The sequence below is a fragment of the Mycoplasma bradburyae genome (assembly GCF_024338845.1).
Taxonomy (GTDB): Bacteria; Bacillota_I; Bacilli_A; order Mycoplasmatales; family Mycoplasmoidaceae; genus Mycoplasmoides; species Mycoplasmoides bradburyae.
Genome location: NZ_CP101414.1, coordinates 281,216 through 302,037 on the forward strand (window position 1 = coordinate 281,216; position 20,822 = coordinate 302,037).

Below are 20,822 nucleotides of genomic sequence, written 5' to 3' on the forward strand. Positions count from 1 at the left end.
TAAGATTAAGAAAATATATTTGTTATAATTTTATTAACTATTTATTAACTACATAAACCTGTGAGGCTATTGATGGATTCTAATAAAAAAAACAAAACTGTACGTTTTAACACATCATCTAAAGATCTAGAAAAATTTGAACGTGTTAAATTAGAAGACACCAAAGTTTTTAACATGGAAGATAGTCTTCTAAAGATAGAATTAACTGAAAAAATTGCTAATTTAACTAAGGAATTCGAAAATTCTACAGATAAAGAAACTCGTAAAGAACTTAAAAAAGAAATCAAAGAACTTCAAAAAGAATTAGCTAAATTGACAGATCAAAAAAAATAAATGTTTGTCAACTTAAACACAAGATCTTACTATTCTTTACTAAGTACTAATTTAAGTATTAGTAAAATTATTGAATTTGCTATTGAGAATAAACAAACTCATGTTTGTTTAACAGATTTTAATGTTCTTTATGGAGCTGTTGAATTTTTTAATTTAGCGAAAAAAAATAATCTAGTCCCAATCATAGGTCTAGAAATTTTTGATATATCTAGTAATTCTGAACTAGTTTTAATAGCTAAGAATAATGATGGATATTTAAAATTAATTAAAATTAGTAGTTTAGCTAGTAGTTCGATTGAATTTAACATTTTTGATTATTTAGACGATAATCTTTTTTTAATTGTTAAGTCTGGCAATTTTTGATGAGACCACCCAAATTGTTTAAATAAAGATGATTTAGCATTTAATTTTGCTAACTGTTATGACTTGAAAGATAAGGTTGGCTTAAATTTGATTAATGCTATAAGTATTAAACAGTCAGGTCAAAAATCGAAATTTGAAATTAATGAACTGTATAACGATGATATTGTTTTAGCCAGTCCATTTTTAAGTACGAATCAAGCCAATAGCAAGTTTTCTGATAAACAATTAGATAAACTCAATAATTTAATTCAAAAATGTTCTTTTTGAGATTTAGATAATCTTAAAAAAAATACAATAATTAAATATAAAACTCCAAAAGGATTTGATAGTAACACTTATCTAGAAGAATTATGTAAAAAATCTTTTAATGAGTTGCTAGATAAAAAACTTGTTAAATTAGATGATATTAAACGCCTTGTTTCTGAATTGGATGTTATCAAGCGCCTTAATTTTAGTGATTATTTCTTATTCGTATATGATTTCATCTACTTCGCTAAAAAAGAAGGAATTGTAATAGGACCAGGAAGAGGTTCTGCTGCTGGTTCATTTGTTTCTTATCTTTTAAATATAACTACAATTAATCCGATCGAATACGGATTAATCTTTGAACGTTTTCTAAACCCTGAACGTAAGAGCATGCCTGATATTGATGTTGATATCATGGATTCACGGCGTGAAGATGTTGCTAAATACATTTTTGATAAGTATTCTAAAAACAATGTTGCCAACATTATCACTTTTCAAAGAATTAAGGTAAAAAACGCAATTCGTGACGTTTGTCGTGTTTTAGATTTAAAAACATCTGAAACTGATGAAGTTATTAAATTTGTTAGTTATGACGAAATTGAAGAGTGAGAACAGAATAAGGATTCTGCCGGGCTTAAAAAAGTTATCAAATGCCAAGAATGCGATGAATTTAATAAGAATTGTGGTAGATCTGGTAATGTTAGTTGTTATAAAATTAGAAAGATTTTTGATCTAGCTGAAATGATTTTTAATGTTCCAAGGCAAATCGGATCGCATGCAGCAGGTATTGTATGTGGTAACGAACCGCTTGATACTTGCATTCCATTAATCTATTCTGGCGATCGTGCAACTTCGCAATTTTCAATGGAATATCTTGAACAATTTGGATTAATAAAAATCGACTTGCTAGGATTAAAAACATTAACAATTATCGATGAAATTAACAATTTAGTTAAATTAAATCACGACAAAAATTTTGACATCAATAAAGTAGAATTAGACAATAAAGAAACCTTTAATTTATTAAAGAAAAGTTACACAAAAGGTGTCTTTCAATTAGAATCTGTTGGGATGCAAAATGTTTTGAGAAAAGTGCTTCCAGATTCTTTAGAAGATATTTCTATTATTTCAGCATTATTCCGTCCAGGCCCGCAACAAAATATTGATGAATATGTTGAACGTAAGTTTTCGAATAAAAAATACGATCATTTAAGTGATGAATTAATTGATATTCTAAAACCTACTCACGGAATTATTGTTTATCAAGAACAAGTCATTAATACGGCCATAGTTGTAGCTAAATTTAGCGCTGCTCAAGCTGATTTATTTAGAAGAGCGATTTCTAAAAAAGATGAAGAGCTATTGTTAAAAGAAAAAGATAATTTCATTAGGCAAGCAACAAAAAATAATTACACAAAAGAAAAAGCTGTTGAAATCTTCGAATATTTACATAAATTTGCTGACTACGGATTTAATCATTCCCATTCTTTAGCGTATGCTTTTTTAGCATACCAAATGGCTTATCTAAAAGCGAATTATCCCAAAGAATTCTATCTAACTTTATTAAGACATAATATTGATACTAAATCAAAATTAGCTGATTATTTTATCGAAATTATTGAACGTAATATCAGTTTAGTTAAACCTAATATTAATTTATCAGATGCTTCATTCAGTTTAAGTTCTGATGGTCAAAAAATCATTTTAGGATTTAATATGATAAATGGTCTTGGTAGTGAAATTGCTAACAAAATTATTGAGGCTAGAAATAATAAACGATTCGATTCTTTTATTGATTGTTTAATTAATTTACATAAAAAAGGGATAACTAAAGTTTTATTCGAAAAATTAATCAATGCCGGTGTTTTTGATGAATATCGACAAGAATTTTCTAAAAAAGTAATGATTGCTTTAGTTAAAAATTATTATGATGAAAATAATTCTTACAAAAGCGACGATGATCTCATAAGCTTTCAAGAAAAAAAAGAGATTATCAATTCGAATATTTTCTTTTTAAACAAACAAAATCCTGAATTGTTTAGCGTTTTAACAAGGGAAGAATTAGAAAAAGAAAATGAGCAAACTGATAGTTTACTTAAAGTTTCTTTTTTAGATCTTAAAAATAAGATTTACAAACCAAATATTTTTAAAAGCGAAATAACAAAACTAGAAAAAAATATTAAAAATCTAAAAACTGTTAAAGAATTAAAAGGAACGCTCAACAAAGAAGTGTGTTCGATGTTAGTTCAAATCAAAAAGAAAGAACTAAAAAATAAAATTTGAAGATTTACAGTATTTGATGGAGCTTACCAAATAAATGTTAAGGTAAGAGATCTTAAGTTAGTTGAATATTTATCTAATTTTATTGATAAGGAAGACAAGTTATTAATAAGATTAGAACGAGATATTTTTAGGGGTTATGATTCTTACACAGCACTTGGTTTAATTGAATATAAAAACAATCATGAATAACACTAAAAAAGCGTTAATAATCGACGGTAATTCTTTGGTTTTTAGAGCATTTTATGCAACGATTAATATGTATGAATATGCAGTACAAAATAATATCAGACCTAACAATGGGATTAAGACAAGTTTATCTATGGTTAATAAGATTTTAGCTAAGGATAAATACGACTATGCTTTAATTGCTTTTGACTCTAAAGAAAAAACTGATCGTGCTAAATTGTATGATGCATACAAAGCTACAAGAAAAAAACCTGTAGAAGGATTAATTGAACAATTAATTGCGCTTCAAGATGGTTTTAAATTTATGGGATTAAATGTTATTTCATCTCCAGGAATTGAAGCAGATGATTTAGTCGGGTCATTTAGTGTTCTAGCTACTAAAAATAATATAATCTCGCATATATATTCATCTGATCAAGATATTTACCAATTGGTAAATGAAAAAACTAAATTGTTTCAATTCGTTAAGGGTGTAACGATATTTAACGAAATTGATCACGTGAATTTTAATGAACACTTCCATGGATTAAATCCATTGGATGTAATTGAATATAAATCATTGGTAGGCGATAAATCTGATAACATTCCAGGTGTTAAGGGGATTGGCGAAAAAACTGCCATACAATTAATTAAGGATTATCGAAATATTGATGGTATATACGAAAATCTTGATCGGATTAAACCATCGATTCGTAATAAATTAATTGAAAATAAAGATAATTGTTATTTATCTAAAAAACTAGCAACAATAAGAACTGATTGCTTAGAAGAACATAATATTGAAGATTACAAAATCAAACCAATTGACGAAAGTAATTTTATTGGTTTTTGCGAATATTTTAATATAAATTATAGAAACTGATAATTATGCCAGAACTACCAGAAGTCCAAACTGTAATTAACTATTTAAAAGAAGAAATCATTAATCAAAAGATTAATGATGTTATTGTTAATGCTACTAAACTACTTAAAAATTCAACGCCTGAAGAATTTAAAAAATTCTTAGTTGGCGAATCTTTTGTTGATATTAAAAGGATTGGTAAGTATATTATTTTTATTCTAACCAATGATAAAGTGTTAGTATCCCATTTAAGAATGGAGGGTAAATACAAGATTAATCAGTTTAATGCCGACTATGACCAACGCCATGTTTTAGTTAGATTTAAATTAGATAAATTTGAACTACACTACCATGACACAAGAAGATTTGGAACTTTTCATATTCACAGTATTGGTGAATATAAAGATCAAGATTATCTTAAGAAGTTGGCAATTGATCCAACACAAGAAGAATGAAATTGGCAGTATCTTAAAAATAATGCCATTAAATCAAATAGAGCAATAAAATCAGTTATTCTAGACCAAGAAGTTGTCGCTGGTATCGGAAATATTTATGCTGATGAAATTTTGTTTTTATCCAAAATAAATCCAACTAAAAAAGCTAACGAATTAACTAATAAGCAATATAAAGATATAGCGCAAAATGCTACGAAGGTTCTATTAAAAGCGATTGAATTAAACGGAACTACAATTTTTTCATATCAATTTAAAGAAAACCATGCAGGATCTTATCAAGAATATTTAAATGTTCATTTGCAAAAAGATAAACCTTGTAAAGTTTGTAAGTGTTTAATTAAGAAAACTAAGGTAAACAATAGAGGAACTTATTATTGTGAAAAATGCCAAAAATAAGATTTTAATTTGTTTATCAGGTAAAGCATCGTGCGGGAAATCAATGCTAATTGATTTGTTAAATAAAGATGGTTATCAAACAATTAAACTTGATAATTTAATTCATGAATATTACGAAAAAGGTAAATCGGGTTATCAATTTGTTTTAGATAATTTTGGTAGCGATTACATTGATAATGAAAAAGTTAATCGTAAAAAATTGGGTGATTTAGTTTTTAATAATCCTAACAAATTAAAACTATTAAACGATTTTGCTGAAAAAATTGTGAAATATCATCTAAAAAACATTGACAATCAAGGGATTATCATAGTTGAAGGTGCGGCTATTTATAACAATCAAGAAAGATATCTTGATATTTTTGATTATTTTGTTCTGATTCAGAGAGATCAAAACTTGATTGAAGATTCAATTCGTGCAAAATTCGCTTATTTAAAAGACTTTAATTTAAAAAAATGGAATCCAATTAAGGAAAATAAAAATTTCAAGTTTGATATTTGCATTCAAAATAATAGCGATATCATGAATGCTTATAATGAATTGAAAAATTTTCTAAAAAAAATTAATAGCTAATGTGAATTATAATCCACAATTTGTGGAAAACTTAACAAAAACCCCTAATATTGGGTATTAAAAATTGGGATAATTTTTTAAGTTTATTTTCTCTATTTATTATCGATTTTTTATCATATGAAAAAAGTCAAATATCTATTTTTAAGTTGCTTATACTTTTAATGTCGCAAGTTGAAATACTAGCATTTGTAAGATAAAAAAGGGGCATTGATATGATTGATTACGAAGAGTTATACGAGATACATAAAATGAATGGTGGGTTTAGTGATTTTGGTCTCATCACTAATGTTTATATCCATATTCTAGGTCCTGATGCTACTATGTTTTATATGTGGTTGATTAATGATCATCAAGTATATATGAACGAGTTATGCAAGAAGAATACTTTACCTTTATCTCGTATCTTAAGTAGTTTAAGAATCTCTAAAAAACAACTAAACGATTTTAGAAATTTACTAGAAGGCATGAGTTTAATCAAAACTTATAAAGAAGAAAAACAATCTGATAAACAGATTATTTATAAATTTTGTTTAGCAAAAATGCTTGATTGAGAGAGTTTGGTTTCTCAAGAAGAAATAAAGAAAAGATTAATATCTAAAATAGGTCACGAGGAATACTTTAGATTAAGTAGTCTTTATTCTAATAAAAATATTGGCGGAAGTAATGTTAATGTCTCATCGACCTTTCATCAAGTTTATAAGCCTAATGGTACTGATGAATTCAATCATATTATCAAACCAACAAAGACATTAGTTAATATTGATGATCTTTCGCTTAGTGATTTTGAAATATCTGAAGAAACTAAAACAGCATTAATTAGTTTATGTGAATCATATAATCCTACTGAAGATGATTTGAAAAAAATTATTAATAGCACAGAAAACATTAATGATGTTTATGAATTAACGAAAGCTATCTCTGATTACACAAAAACTGTAGATCAAGTTGAAGACAATGCTATTCCGCAAAATATGTCTAGGAATGAAAGTTTCTATAGCGCATTTTGTCCTAATGACTTAGAAATGAAAATTCTAAAAGAATATCGTACAATGAATAGCGAAAAATACTTAAGAGGTATTTATCGTAGAAATTTATTCCCTAGAGAAGTTGAATTAATTGAAAAAATCAAAAAAGAGCATTCTAATAAAGAGCATATTGTTAATGCGATTTTAGATTTTGCCGCTCACTTTACTTTAACAGATCAGATTCAATTTGAGTACGTAGAAAAAATTTCTAATACTTTAAAATTAAAGAATATAGCAAAATTAAACGATGCAGTTAAGTTTTTTAGAAAAGCATATCGTAATAAGAAAACTGATAATTTCAAATCTGCTGTAGCAAAAGGAAATTAAAAGATCATAAAGATCAATGATGGATAAAAAAAAGAATAAAGTAAATAAAAAGAATTTAAAAAAACAAGTTACTTATTTATGTGAAGAACTTGTTAATTTATATACTGATTGAGCTAATAATATCAGTAAATTATCTGACCCAAAATTGATCCATAAATTATCACTTAATTTCGGTAAAATGATAGTTGATCAAAATAAAAAAATATCGAAATTAACAGTAGAAAACAACATTAAAAGAATTGATTATTCTGAGTATACTAGACCAAGAATTAATGCGATAAATGAATGTCTAAAACGATATTTAAATAAAAGTAATTACGATTACATATTTAGAATTAAAACGCGCGACGATTTTATTAAAGAAGAACATAAATTTAATACAAATAAAACTTTAGAATGATTAGATACAGAACTATCACCAAAATTAATTAAAAATGATTTTCTTGATAAAAAATGTCATTCATATTTAATAGATTTGTATTCAAAAGAATTTAATAAAGATTCAAAAGAATTACTAAACAACGAAAAATTTAAAGAATTGTTTATAGATTCTTGTATTGATTATGAAAACTGTTATTTATTGCATTTCGATGAAGAAGGTAATAAAAAAACATTTGAGTACGCAAAATGTTATGATGGCAGCCATCTTCATAAAAAAATTAAACAAAAGGGTGATGATTTTGTTTTAATAGAAGACCTTTGTGAATTTTATAAACAGTCGCCAGTTAGAAAATTTTATCGAAATATTATATATAAATATTTGATTGAAGATGCATGAATTTTTGGAGAAAACAATCAAGAACAATTAAACAAAATTAATCAAGATTATTTGAATTATTCTCAAAATTCATTAAATATAGAAAATTTAAAAATAATCGATGAAAATAAACAAAATGTAATTGAATTTGCGATTAATAAACAAAACGTTTTAACGCAAAAACAACAAGAACAAATAAATGAGTTTATTCAATTTTTATTAATCAATAAAGCGAAATGACATAACAGAATAAGCTATATTAATTTTGATTACATTTACAAAAAAGAAAGCATTGATTTAGTAATTGATGAAGTTAATCTTAATGATTTAGATTATTTAATAATTTACTTAGATAACTTAAATGGAATTAATTATATAGATCAAAAAATTTGACAAATCATCGATTTCATAAAATCTATTAATAAAAGTTTGCGTAACAAACCTAAAACCAAGGTAATTTTCTTTAATAACATTAAAGTTCAAAATTTTATTAATCGTTTAAAGAGATGAAATAATGATTATGAATATGATGATCTAAAACAAGCATTAATCGATTTATTTTATGACAACAAATCTGTTGTTGATTTTGTGTTTAAAAAGAACGATAAAAAACTAACTAAAAATAATTCTAGAAACATCGATGATAACAAACAGCATCTAAATAAAAAAAGAGTTAAAAATACCGATGATTTTAGTGATAATAACGCTATTGATATAGTTAATAGTTACTTAGAAAATGATAAGGAATTATTTACAAATATAAGCGATATTATTAAAGAAAATAAAACTAATCAAGATGTTCAAAAGATTGATTCTAAAATAATAAAGAGAACAATACTTATTATTCATGAAATTGATAAATATTTAAATAAGGCTAATTTATCTTCATTAATCTTCACTCAGCATAAATCGCTGCAAGAAAAAATGCATTTAATTTATCAATTAGCTCATTTAGAAAAAAATAGAAAACTAGCAGATGTTATTGAAAATTCGCTATTAAATGAATATTTCCAAAAAATATATTGGTAAGAATATTTTAAAAAAAGAGCTGTTACATGTTTAGTAAATCATTAAAAAATAGAAGATTCTTATAAAAATTCTGGCATTTAAAAAAGGATTATGTTTAAGGCGGGTATAAATTTATAAATATAAATATCTATAAAAAGTAAAATATTAAGGTTATATTTATAAATAAATGTCAGATAAAAAAATAGGGTTAAGTAGTTCTGAAGCTAAAGAACTATACGAAAAAAATGGTCCAAACAAAATCAATATTGAAAAGAAAAAAAACTATTTTCTAGTTTTTCTTTCTCAATTTAAAGATTTAATGATCATTATATTGTTAATCGCTGTTATCGCTTCTTTTGCAGTAGCGATAGTCACAGGGATCAATCATCAATGAGATTTTGAACTTGATGGTGGAGCTTTAAAGATTGAATTTGTTCAACCTTTTATTATCTTGTTTGTTATAGTTGTTAATTCGCTAATTGGAACAGTTCAAGAAATAAAATCAGATCAAGCAGTTAAATCTTTAAATAAATTAAATGTTACGAAAGCTAAAGTATATCGTGATAATAATTTAGTTAATATCGATTCTAGTGAATTAGTAGTAGGAGATGTTATTGTTTTAGAGTCGGGTGATATTATACCTGCTGATTGCAAGATTATTGAATCTAGTAATCTCTATTCGAATCAGTCGATATTAACCGGTGAATCCTTGCCGGTTAAGAAAATGGTTTATAAAGATGAACCAAAGGATATATCAACTATTGAAAGAAATGACTATTTGTTTTCAGGTTGTTCTATAACCAATGGTCACTCCTTATGTGAAATCGTTAATACGGGAATAAAAACAGAAATTGGAAAAATTTCTTCTTTAGTTAATAATCAAAAAAAACAATTATCGCCATTACAAATTAAATTAGAAAAACTTTCTAAAATTTTTGGTTACAGCGGAATAGTTTTATTTTTTATCGCTTTTATTATTCAAATCATATTAAGTGGTGTTGATAACTTTAAAGATAATTGATCAACAGCACTAACTGCTTCCATTTCATTAGCTGTAGCAGCAGTTCCTGAAGGTTTAAGTACATTTGTTTCGATTATTCTTGCATTGGGAATTAAAAATATCGCCAAAGAAAAAGCAATAATTAAAAAACTAGCTTCAATCGAAACGTTAGGGTCGGCAGCAATTATTTGTTCAGACAAAACCGGTACAATTACGAAAAATCAAATGTCTGTTGTTGGCTTATGAACAAATGGTAAAGAAATTGAAAGTGAATTAAGCGAAGAACATAAAAATTTATTAATTAATTCGATTTTATGCTCTACGGCTAAAATTAATTTTGATGAAAATAACAAGATGATTGAAGTAGGTGATCCTACTGAAACTGCTTTAATAAGATACGGAATCGAAAATAAATTCTATGATGCTAAACAATTTAGTGATTATGAAATTAAAGTAAATCCATTTGATTCTGTTAAAAAAATGATGTCAGTTCAAATTTATAACAAATCAACAAATAAAGGTATGTTGATTGTTAAGGGGGCTGCTGAATCAATTATTAATATATCGAATAATGATAATTCAGATGCATACTTAAAACAAATAAAAAAATATGCAGATTCTGCTTATAGAACTTTAGTAGTAGCATATAAAGAAATTGATAAAATTTACGGTAATTTTGACGAAATTGAAAATAATTTAAAACTTCAAGGGATAATCGCCTTAATGGATCCTCCAAGAGAGGAAGTTGTTCATTCAGTTAATGTTGCTAAAGCTGCTGGTATCAAACCGATTATGATTACTGGTGATGACCTAAATACAGCTAAAGCAATCGCTAAACAAGTTAATATTTTTGATGAATCTAAAGATTTAGCTCTTACATCTGCGACGCTTAAAGAAATAGATGATCAAACCTTAAAAAAAGATATTGAAAAATATTCAGTATACGCAAGAATGTCGCCAGAAGATAAAATGAGAATTATTGATGCGTGACAAGCTAATGATCAAGTAGTTGCTATGACTGGTGACGGAGTTAATGATGCTCCTGCACTTAAGAAAGCAGATATTGGTTGTGCTATGGGGATTACAGGGACTGATGTAGCTAAAGAAACTGCTGATATGATTATTGTTGATGACAATTTCTCGACAATAATTAAATCGGTTGAATCTGGTAGAAAAATTTACCAAACGATTAAGAAAGTTATTCAAAATCTTTTAATTACATCAATAGCTGAAATCTTAGTTGTTTTAATTGGTTTGATTGTTATGTTACCGATATTTAAATCTATTATTAACAATAATGCCGAACTATTAAATAAATTTAAGTTAAACAATATTGATATTAACGATTTATTCGAGAAATTTACGTTGTTTTCAGCTGCGCAATTGTTGTGAATAAATATCTTAACTCACGGATTTCCAGCCATTGCTTTAGGAATTCAAAAATCAAGAAATCAAGTAATGAATGTAAGGCCTTATTTTAAGTATGAAAACATTTTTGCTAGAAGAATGGGCATCGATTTAATATGACAATCATGTTTTATTTCAATAATGTCATTGCTTGCTTATAGTATCGGGATTAGTTATGCTTTAAATTCAACTGATATCCAAACAATTAAATCGTTTAATTTAATCGGTTCTTCAATGAGTTTTATAGTATTAGGAATATCTGCTTCAATTCATTGTTTAAATTTAATGACAGATTCGACTTTATTAAAAGCATCAATAAGACATTATTGATTGGTATATCTTAGTGCGATCTTCTCAGTTAGTTTAATTTTATTAGTATCGTTAATTGGGAAGATATCTTTTGTATTTAAAATGGATGAAAACTTTATTAATAAACCAGAATTAATTGGTTATAGTCTTCTAATGAGTTTTAGTATAGTCCCTGTAATGGAGATTTATAAGCTTTTTACAAATAAAGTGGCTATCAAAAAAGAACCTATAAATGGATTCAAGATGATTACAAAAACACTAAGCAGATAAACTAAAAATTATTTTTAATATAATTTACAAGTCATAACATTTAAGAAAAATTATTAAGATAAATAAACATTATGCAACTTATTGAAATTAAAGAACTACTTAGTTCTCACTCGAAAAGAGAAGGTGAAGAAGTAGTATTAGTTGGAGGTTTTAAATCTATTCGTTCATCTGCAGCGATTGGATTTATTGCTTTTTCTGACGGCACTTCTCTTGAAACAATTCAAATCGTATTTAAAAAAGAAAGCATCGCTAATTTTGATGAAATCAGTAAGTTAAATTTAGCGTCTACAATTTTAGTTAAAGGTATTGTTAGAAATACCCCTGATAAAAAACAACCATTTGAAATTCAAGCTTCTAAAATTTTAGTTTTAAAAGAAGCAGACGCTTCATACCCATTACAAAAGAAAGCTCATGGTCCTGAATTCTTACGTGAAAATGCTCACTTAAGACCTAGAACTAATAAGTTTTATGCGATCATGAAGATTAGAAGTGAATTAGCGAATGCGTTCTTTGAATTTTTCAAAAATAATGACTTCTTATATGTTCATGCACCTATTATCACATCTAATGATGCTGAAGGTGCTGGTGAATCATTCGAAGTAATCAGTGCTAATGAACCAAATTATTTCAATAAAAAAGCAAGCTTAACTGTTAGTGGTCAATTCGCTTCAGAAGCATATTCTCAAGCGTTTAAACGTGTATTTACTTTTGGGCCTACATTCCGTGCAGAAAAATCACACACTTCTAAACATTTATCAGAATTCTGAATGATTGAACCAGAAGTTTCATTAATGGATTTAGAAAAATTAACAATCCTTATGGAACAATGCATTAAGCATGCAATTTATTATTTATTTGAATATGCTAGACCAGAACTAGAATGATGTAATGAAAATCTAGAACCAGGTTTAATTGAAAAATTAAATAATGTGGTTAATAACGAATTTGCTAGAGTTGAATATCGTCAAGCAATCGAAATTCTTAAAAAAGCTGTGGCTGAAGGTGTTAATTTTGAAGTTAAAGATATCGAATTTGGAATGGATCTTAAAACTGAACATGAAAGATACATCTGCGAAAAAGTTTATAAAGCGCCTGTATTCATTGTTAACTATCCAAAAGCAATCAAAGCTTTCTACATGAAACAAAACGATGATAATTTAACTGTTGCTGCTACTGATTTACTAGCTCCAGGCATCGGTGAAATCTGTGGTGGTTCTCAACGTGAAGACAGCTACAACAAATTATTAAGTCGTTGTTTAGAATTAGATCTAGATCCAGAATTTAATAACTTGCAATGATATTTAGATCTAAGAAAATACGGTTACTACCGTTCAGCAGGTTTTGGTTTAGGGTTTGATCGTCTATTAATGTATGTTACAGGTTGTGACAACATTCGTGACGCAATTCCTTTCCCTCGTTTCCATGGGCAACTTGATTTTTAGAAACATCCCTAATTTTTTAACTGCTTTAAGAATTTTTTTACTAATCCCAATTTTAGTATTATTTTATTTTAGTCAATCTGATAAAAATACCGTTTATCAGATTGATTTTGCATCTTTAGATACTCTAAGAATAAACCTTTATTTCTTGATTATTGGGATCTTATTTGTAGTTGCGTCAATATCTGATTTTTTAGATGGATATTTAGCAAGAAAATATAAATTAGTATCAACATTTGGGAAAGTATTTGATCCGATAGCGGATAAACTATTGGTAAACAGCGTACTAATTTACTTTGCTTATATTGGTGTTGTTAATTTTTATTTAGTAATTATCCTAATCCTTAGAGATACCTACATTGACGGTCTAAGAATGTTTGTTTCGACTAAAAATATTGTTGTGCCAGCTAATATTTTTGGTAAATTAAAAACAACAGTTCAGATGTTAGCAATCATTGTTACATTCTTTATTCGTGGACAGTTTTCTTCAACAAATACTATTGTTGATCAGGTTTTTAATATAGGTTATTATTTAGCTACTTTCTTATCAGTATTATCTGGCGGAATTTATTCTTATCAAATCTTTAAGAAATTTAAAACGATTAATATAAACACAAAATAAAGCGATTAAAATGATTGATTACAAAGATATAATAGTTAATGCCTTAATTAAAAATAATTGAACAATAGCCATAATTGAATCGCATAGCAACGGAATAATCGCTAACGCTTTATTAGTTTCTAATAAACTAGATAAGTTGTTTAATGGTTCAATGGTTTTTAAAAATTCTAATAGCATTAATAATTTCATTAAATTAAATAAATGCCAACCAATTAACAATGACCAAATCTGGTCAATTAATGAACATGATTACATATCTCAAATCGCTAATAGATATTTTAAATCTGATGTTCTGATTAACTTTATACATTTTGATCAACATAAAACTAAGGAGTTAATCTTTAGTTTTATTATTAAAGATAAAACAATACAACATACAATTGACTTATCAAAATACGAATCAGATAACTATATCCATCCAGTAAGCATGATCCTATTAAGTAAATTGATGGAAGAATTAATCTTGATTAATGAAACAAAAAAATAAAACAGTTGGCGTTATTTTAGCTAGCGGTTCTTCTAGAAGATTGAATTTAACTAAACAACTAAAACAGTTTTATTTAGTTGACAATAAAATGATCTATGAATACAGTCTCGATCTTTTTTTATCATCTAAATTATTTAATGAGATATATTTAGTTGTTAATCGAGAATATTTAGAACAAATCCAAGCTAAACATATTAATCAAAAAGAAGTTAATGTTATTCAAGGATCAACAATCAATCGGCATGCATCTTTTATTAACGCTATAAATAAAATAAAAGATAAGTACGATGGCGACACAAAGCTTATTATTCATGACAGTGCTAGAGCCAATATTAATAAGGAATGTTTAATCGATTGTATCAATGAATTAGATAAATCCGAAGTTGTTACTCTATATTATGACATTTCTTCAACAGTTATCTCGATTGATGAAAATAATCAATTCAAGAATCTTCTTGATCGAAATAAGACTAAAATGATCTATACTCCCCAAGGGACTTGATTAAGAAATATAAAAGATTTAACTAATATCAATGAAGATTATTTAGATTTAACTCATTTTTTATTAAAATTAAAGGGTATAAAACCCCATTTGATAAGGGCTAATATTGATTGTTTCAAGATAACTACACTAGATGACTTAAAGCGTTTTGAAGCATTAATAAAATACAAAGAAAATGAATAACCTTTACAAAACCAATTTTGATTTAGCAATCGATAATAAGAAATTGTTTCGTTACAACATTATTAAAATTGAAAATAACGAAACAATCGGAATGTGCTATGTAACTAATTACAAACAAATGTTTGAGTTAGCAATCAATTGTTCTTATGAAATTGATAATATCAACGCATATGTTGATAGGTTTTATATTATTCTTAAAGAAGAATCTTTGTATGATGATGTTAGTTTTATTACGAATATTTGAAAACAAAAGAAACCATTAATTGATAACATTGGATTTATAGTTAATGATAAAGTAGTATATCAAGCAAACAAAAATCAATCAGCGTGATATGAAGCTTTTGTTAAAAAACATGTAATTAGTCTTTTAACAAAGGATTCAACATCATCTAAAAAACAGGATTACCAAAAAAATTATCAAGATGATTTTGTTGGCAGTAATAACTACGTTAACAATATTTCAAAAGAAGAATATCCTTCAATAGATCAAAGGTTTTCAAGTTTAGGTGAAATGAATCGTTATCAATCAAAGTATGATTTTGATAATGATGAATTTGCGACAAAATATTCACCAGAATATAAACAAGATCGTTATAGTTATCAAAATAATAAATATGATAATCAATTCTTGGGCTATTCTTCACCTTGAAATTCTTATGATGGTAATGAAAGTTATAACAAAGCTTTTGATAATTCCGATTTTTCGATAAATTCGAATAATAATTTAGGATCAAGTAGCAGTTTGCATAGCGAAATTGATTCATTAAGACGAAGAATGTTTGATATTGATCAACAGATCAATAACTATGAAACGATAACTAAAGAACTGAGTGATATTGCTAATAACGATAGTTTAGATTTTGATTACCAACCAAGAAACAATACTACTAGTTATGATTCGATGATTAACTCGCCAACAATAGGTATTGAAGATTTTAAGTTAAACAATACAACAACAATAGATAATACTAGTAATATTGTTAATGATCTAAACACTTTTGATTTTAGTGATTCTACCAAGAGTTTTTTAATTAACCATTCAGATGATTTTAATGATTAAATAGTGATATAATTAAGAAGACAAGATAAATTGTAAAAATTCTAGAAAGTTTGATTTATTAAAGACGTTAAGAACGTCTAATATTTACTATATATATATATATATATATGAAACACAAAAAATATACTTTGCGAAAATATAACAAGACATTAGTTTGGATCTTTTCATCAGTAGTAACACTTTCCTTACTTATCAGCGGGATTGTTTATACTTCTGTGAAGATATCTAACTCATATAATGCTAACAGTAAGTCAAACATCTTGGATAATAATGACCTACCCAGACCTAATATTCTTATTGGTTATCAAACTATTGCAAAGTTTAAAATTGAAAATCTAGAATTTGAATTACAAAAAAATCTATATAGTTCAATTGTTAATAATTTATCTATTAAAAGTTCTGTATCACTTGTAAGCGACGAAGATGATAAGAACGATAATCAAACTGATAATAATAAAAAACCTGCACCAATAAAAATTTTCGCTAAGCAAAAAACTAACCATACAAGCGATTTTATCTCCGGTTATCCTGATGATGATAACAATCATTATCAATCGCCATACTATTACAACGATCGTGTGTTTATGCCGATCTTAGATTCTAACCAAATATATCAAAAAAACGAAAGATCTTATAATGATATATTTTCTAATCGTTACGAAGGTTGGAATGCTTCAGATTTCAATAATATTAATAATAAAATTTCTTATTACAAATATGAAGCTAGTTCTAGATTAATTGAAAAAATTAATCCTAGTCAAACTCAAGTTATGGCGATGAACATTAATTTGTATCAAGCTAATAGTTTCTTTATTAACGAAACGCTAAAAAAATATAATCCTGATTTTGTTATCTTGGATAATGCTGATAACAATATAATGAAACAACTAGAATTCCCTAGTTCAGTTAAAAAATTAACAATAAAATCAAATCTACTTAGTAAATTTGATTTCAATTTAAGTAATAATGATATTAAAGAATTAGAACTATACACGCCTTATTTAACAGAATACAATCCTTTAGCTCTAAATCCTGATACGCATTTAATTTTTGACACCGCTTTATCTAAACCGTTCCAAGAAATTAATCTTTATGGAACTAGTTTAACTAACGAACAAGCTTTAGGTGTTTTTCAAGATGTTTATGTAAGACGTTTTTATGAACGTTATACTCAAGGGCAATTCTCTGGTGGTTATATAACATCATTAGATTTTAGTAATACCGGCATTACTTCAATCAACAACTTCATTGTTAAAAATCTAGACGAAAACTTTGATGTGTATGCTTTAAGTATTAAATATAGTGATAATGACGCTAATAAGATTTCAATTCTTAAAACTGATAGTTGAAATAGATCAGAAAATAACGTTAATGTAACCATTGAAAATAATAATACAAATAGGTCTATTGAAGATAAGAAACCTAAAAAGGTAACTAATCCAGTAACAAATACTGAATCTAAAGAACGAGAATTGCGCTTAGTAGTATCTTCTGAAAAAGAAGTATTACCTGAAGTTGTTTTGCGTGTTGTCGGTGAATATTTAGCTAACAACCATAAAATTAAGGATTTAGATATTTCTAAAATTCGTTTAAAAAATAGTTCTTTAATTGAATTAGCAAAAAACTTTAAAGAAAAACTTCCTTACCTAATTATTAAAAACTAGACTTGGAGTTTTTTGGTTTAAGTAATTACCTATAAATAAGTCTTATTATTAACTTCTGTTATTGAATTCTTTTATAATTCTATAGTCAATTATGAAGTTAATAAGTAAACTATCTCGCGTTTTATTTTCAATAGGTTTGTCTGGAATTATTTTTAGTTCTTGTTCATTTTCATCAAAAGAACAAGAACCTAAAAAAACGATTATTTTTCAGAGTGCGCAAAATAAATCATTTCCATTAGACCGGATAATGCATTCGCTTGTGGAAACTTATAATAAAAATCACGCGAATAATCCTGATTTTTTAAAAGTAGTATATCAAAACTCAGAAATAACTAAAGTTGATTCAGAATTCAAATTAGCTAATACGATTTCACATAAAATTAAACAAAAATCTGATAATGTACCTAATTTGTTTTTAGGTAGTATTTCTGGGTCAAGTTTAATCAATCAATATCAAAGAATTCTCGATGTTAGCTCTGATGAATTCTTTAAGTCTCAACCATTTATTGAACAAATCAATCAGATTACTAAAAAAATAGTTGGTGTTAATCATTCAAATCAAAGCGCATTACCGTTCGATTTAACTGATTTAGATGTTTTATATTTTAATAAACCAGTAATGCTAAAACTATTTAGCATTTTTGAAGCAGGTGGCGGAATAGTTGTTAAACAATCTAAGATATATAATCACTTAATCACTAAAACTGCGTTACCAGAAGATAGTTTTTGATTAAAATTAACTCCAAAATCTCATGATGTTTTTAAAGGTAAAACAATTGATGATTCTACCTTTGACAATCTAGAATCAATATTTAAATTTAGTAGCATTATATACAACGGAATTGATTTTTCAATTGCTACTCCTGATGCAAATTATTCAATTCTAGAAATTGATTATGAAAGAAATTTATTCACTAAACATTTATGAAATAAATTAGGTAATTCTGAAGAAACATTCTTATGAAATTTAAAAGCGAATCCTAAAAATGATAAAGAATTTGCGGTAAATTTTGATAATTTTAAGAATGAACAAACAAGAGAAATAACTAAAAAAACGATTCAATTTTGATACGATAATATTAAAGTTTTTAGAACAAAAAATAAATTTGATATCAGATCAATTAAATTAAATAATAGCGGTAAAGATAATTTTAGTTTTAATGATATTAGAAATAGCAATGCTGCATTTGCGATTGGGCCGACAGTAGGTATATCCCAAGCAACAATATCTAAATATTCAATAGATAATTTTATTGCTAATAAAAATAATAAATCAGATCTAGAAATAATTAAAGATGCAGAACAAAAATTTGTTAAACCAGATGATGTTTATTGAACATCACAAATAACTAAAATTGATGATTCAGATAAATATACTTACCAAATAGGCGGATCTTATTTAATTCCAATTTCATCAGGTGATGAAAAAGTCGATAAAGCAACCATTAACTTTATTAAATTTTTATATTCATATAAAAATTCTGGTTGAATAAATCCTAGCGATCCTATAATTGAAACTATTGAAGATAGAAGTGGATACTTTGTTCCTTTAAAGAGTAACTGAAAAGCAGAAAACGTTAGAAGAAATAATCAAATTAAGGAATTGAAAAAAAGTTTTGATTATTCCAAACTGACGAATGAACAAAAAATCGATTTATATAAAAATAAAGCGCAAGAATGAGATTCTTATTACTTTATGCAATCAGGTTTAACGATAAGAAACGGAATTGCCGTTCTTCTTGATAACAATAAAACAAATGTTTCTATAGTTGATATTAAAAATGATGCTAAAACAGCAAAGACGTTTAAATTTATTAGTGATAACATTTTAAATACATCGGTATTTAATTCTAATTCGATCACACCTGATAAAATATTCGAATTGATTGATAAAGAGTTAGATAAATAATTAGTATTAAAGTAATAATGATAAGTGAAAATGGAAAAAGAGATACTAACAATCGAGAATCTGAGTGTTTCATATAAGAATAAAGATGTTTTGAAAAACATCAGCGCTAAGATTTATGAAGGTGAATTAGTTTCAATATTAGGTCCTAGTGGTTGCGGCAAAACTACTTTATTAAATGCTATAGCTGGATTCATAAAACCTGTAAAAGGTTTAATTAAATTTACCGGTTATGATAAAGTTAGTGATATTGAGTTAGGATTTGTTTTTCAAAACTCTATTTTATATGAAGAAATAAGTGTCTATAAAAATATTTATTTATCATTAATCAACTCTTATAATCAATTTTACTCTACATATTTAGATTGCTATTTAAAAATAGGAGTAATTGATGAAAAAAAACATAAAGAATTTAAAAATTTTTTAAAACTATCAATAAATAATAAAAGGCAAAAAAGAAAATTTAAATCAAATTTATTTTTATTAAATTTTACGCTGTTTTTTAAAAAAAATAAAAAATATTTTCAATTTTTTAAAGAGTTAAAAAAGTCAATAAAAAAGCAAATTATTGATGTTGCTAATCGTTTGAATATTATTGATGTTTTATATACAAAATCATCTAATTTATCAGGCGGTCAAAAGCAACGCGTAGCGATAGCTAAATCATTAATAAAACATATTAAACTTATTTTATTAGATGAACCATTCGCTTCGCTTGACGCAAAAATAAAAGAAAGTTCTAGAGATTGATTAAGAAAAATTCAAAAAGAATATGGAATATCAATGATTTTAGTGACTCACGATCAAAACGATGCAATGTTGATAAGCGATCGAATTATGTTTATTAACAATAACACTATAGCGCAATTTGATCGACCAGAAATTATTTATAATTCACCGATTAACTTAGCTACAGCAAAATTTGTAGGTTTTCCTGAAATCATTAAAATAGCTAATTCAACAAATAAATATATAAGACCTAATAAATTAACGATAGAAAAAGATTCAGAATCACAAACCAAAATTCAAAACATCCAAAGTATGGGTTCTCAAGATGTTATTGAATTTTCATCTGATCTTTTTGAAGGGTTAAGTAAAGTAATAGTTAAGTCGCATGAATTTAATGTTAATGATGGTATAAAAATATCATTTAACGAAAAAGATATTATGGTTCTGGAGTAG

At 26.3% G+C, this 20,822-nt stretch carries 16 protein-coding genes; all 16 read left to right on the top strand.

Annotation, left to right across the window (positions count from 1 at the left end; genetic code table 4):
* Positions 1-72: 72 nt before the first annotated feature.
* The 16 genes from NMG68_RS01155 (at position 73) to NMG68_RS01230 (ending at position 20,822) form a co-directional block, all read left to right on the top strand.
* Positions 73-333, top strand: coding sequence for a hypothetical protein (locus tag NMG68_RS01155; protein WP_255034867.1), 261 nt, complete (start codon positions 73-75; stop codon positions 331-333).
* Positions 334-3,414, top strand: coding sequence for a DNA polymerase III subunit alpha (locus tag NMG68_RS01160; RefSeq protein WP_255034868.1), 3,081 nt, complete (start codon positions 334-336; stop codon positions 3,412-3,414). It abuts the gene before it with no gap.
* Positions 3,407-4,276 (top strand): 5'-3' exonuclease, encoded by an 870-nt coding sequence (locus NMG68_RS01165; RefSeq protein WP_255034869.1) that lies wholly within the window; start codon positions 3,407-3,409, stop codon positions 4,274-4,276. The genes NMG68_RS01160 and NMG68_RS01165 overlap by 8 nt, the downstream gene beginning before the upstream one ends.
* Before the next feature lie 2 nt (positions 4,277-4,278).
* The gene (gene mutM / locus NMG68_RS01170) at positions 4,279-5,103 is read left to right on the top strand and encodes a DNA-formamidopyrimidine glycosylase (protein WP_255034870.1); all 825 of its coding nucleotides are present in this window, start codon (positions 4,279-4,281) and stop codon (positions 5,101-5,103) included.
* A complete protein-coding gene (gene coaE / locus NMG68_RS01175) occupies positions 5,084-5,674 on the top strand; it encodes a dephospho-CoA kinase (protein WP_255034871.1) in 591 nt (196 codons plus the stop codon). Before mutM ends, coaE begins: the two co-directional genes overlap by 20 nt.
* A 212-nt stretch (positions 5,675-5,886) precedes the next feature.
* Positions 5,887-7,026 carry a replication initiation and membrane attachment family protein gene (locus NMG68_RS01180; RefSeq protein WP_255034872.1) on the top strand — a complete coding sequence of 380 codons (1,140 nt, stop codon included), beginning with the start codon at positions 5,887-5,889 and terminating at the stop codon, positions 7,024-7,026.
* A gap of 16 nt (positions 7,027-7,042) precedes the next feature.
* Positions 7,043-8,812, top strand: coding sequence for a hypothetical protein (locus NMG68_RS01185; RefSeq protein ID WP_255034873.1), 1,770 nt, complete (start codon positions 7,043-7,045; stop codon positions 8,810-8,812).
* Positions 8,813-8,978: 166 nt separating this feature from the next.
* Entirely contained in the window at positions 8,979-11,777 is a 2,799-nt protein-coding gene (locus tag NMG68_RS01190) for a cation-translocating P-type ATPase (protein WP_255034874.1), read from the top strand.
* Between the two features lie 71 nt (positions 11,778-11,848).
* Positions 11,849-13,219, top strand: a complete 1,371-nt coding sequence (asnS, locus tag NMG68_RS01195; protein ID WP_255034875.1) for an asparagine--tRNA ligase — start codon at positions 11,849-11,851, stop codon at positions 13,217-13,219.
* Positions 13,200-13,838: a CDP-diacylglycerol--glycerol-3-phosphate 3-phosphatidyltransferase gene (gene pgsA / locus NMG68_RS01200; protein ID WP_255034876.1), complete on the top strand. Its 639-nt coding sequence runs from the start codon at positions 13,200-13,202 to the stop codon at positions 13,836-13,838. Before asnS ends, pgsA begins: the two co-directional genes overlap by 20 nt.
* Before the next feature lie 10 nt (positions 13,839-13,848).
* Positions 13,849-14,325 carry a hypothetical protein gene (locus NMG68_RS01205; protein ID WP_255034877.1) on the top strand — a complete coding sequence of 159 codons (477 nt, stop codon included), beginning with the start codon at positions 13,849-13,851 and terminating at the stop codon, positions 14,323-14,325.
* Positions 14,309-15,010, top strand: a complete 702-nt coding sequence (locus NMG68_RS01210) for a 2-C-methyl-D-erythritol 4-phosphate cytidylyltransferase (protein ID WP_255034878.1) — start codon at positions 14,309-14,311, stop codon at positions 15,008-15,010. The genes NMG68_RS01205 and NMG68_RS01210 overlap by 17 nt, the downstream gene beginning before the upstream one ends.
* Entirely contained in the window at positions 15,003-16,070 is a 1,068-nt protein-coding gene (locus tag NMG68_RS01215; protein ID WP_255034879.1) for a hypothetical protein, read from the top strand. The genes NMG68_RS01210 and NMG68_RS01215 overlap by 8 nt, the downstream gene beginning before the upstream one ends.
* Before the next feature lie 107 nt (positions 16,071-16,177).
* Complete coding sequence (locus tag NMG68_RS01220; RefSeq protein WP_255034880.1) at positions 16,178-17,734, top strand: IgG-blocking protein M; 1,557 nt, start codon at positions 16,178-16,180, stop codon at positions 17,732-17,734.
* Between the two features lie 91 nt (positions 17,735-17,825).
* On the top strand, positions 17,826-19,643 hold the full coding sequence (locus NMG68_RS01225; protein ID WP_255034881.1) for a P68 family surface lipoprotein: 1,818 nt from the start codon (positions 17,826-17,828) through the stop codon (positions 19,641-19,643).
* A gap of 30 nt (positions 19,644-19,673) precedes the next feature.
* Positions 19,674-20,822, top strand: coding sequence for an ABC transporter ATP-binding protein (locus NMG68_RS01230; RefSeq protein ID WP_255034882.1), 1,149 nt, complete (start codon positions 19,674-19,676; stop codon positions 20,820-20,822).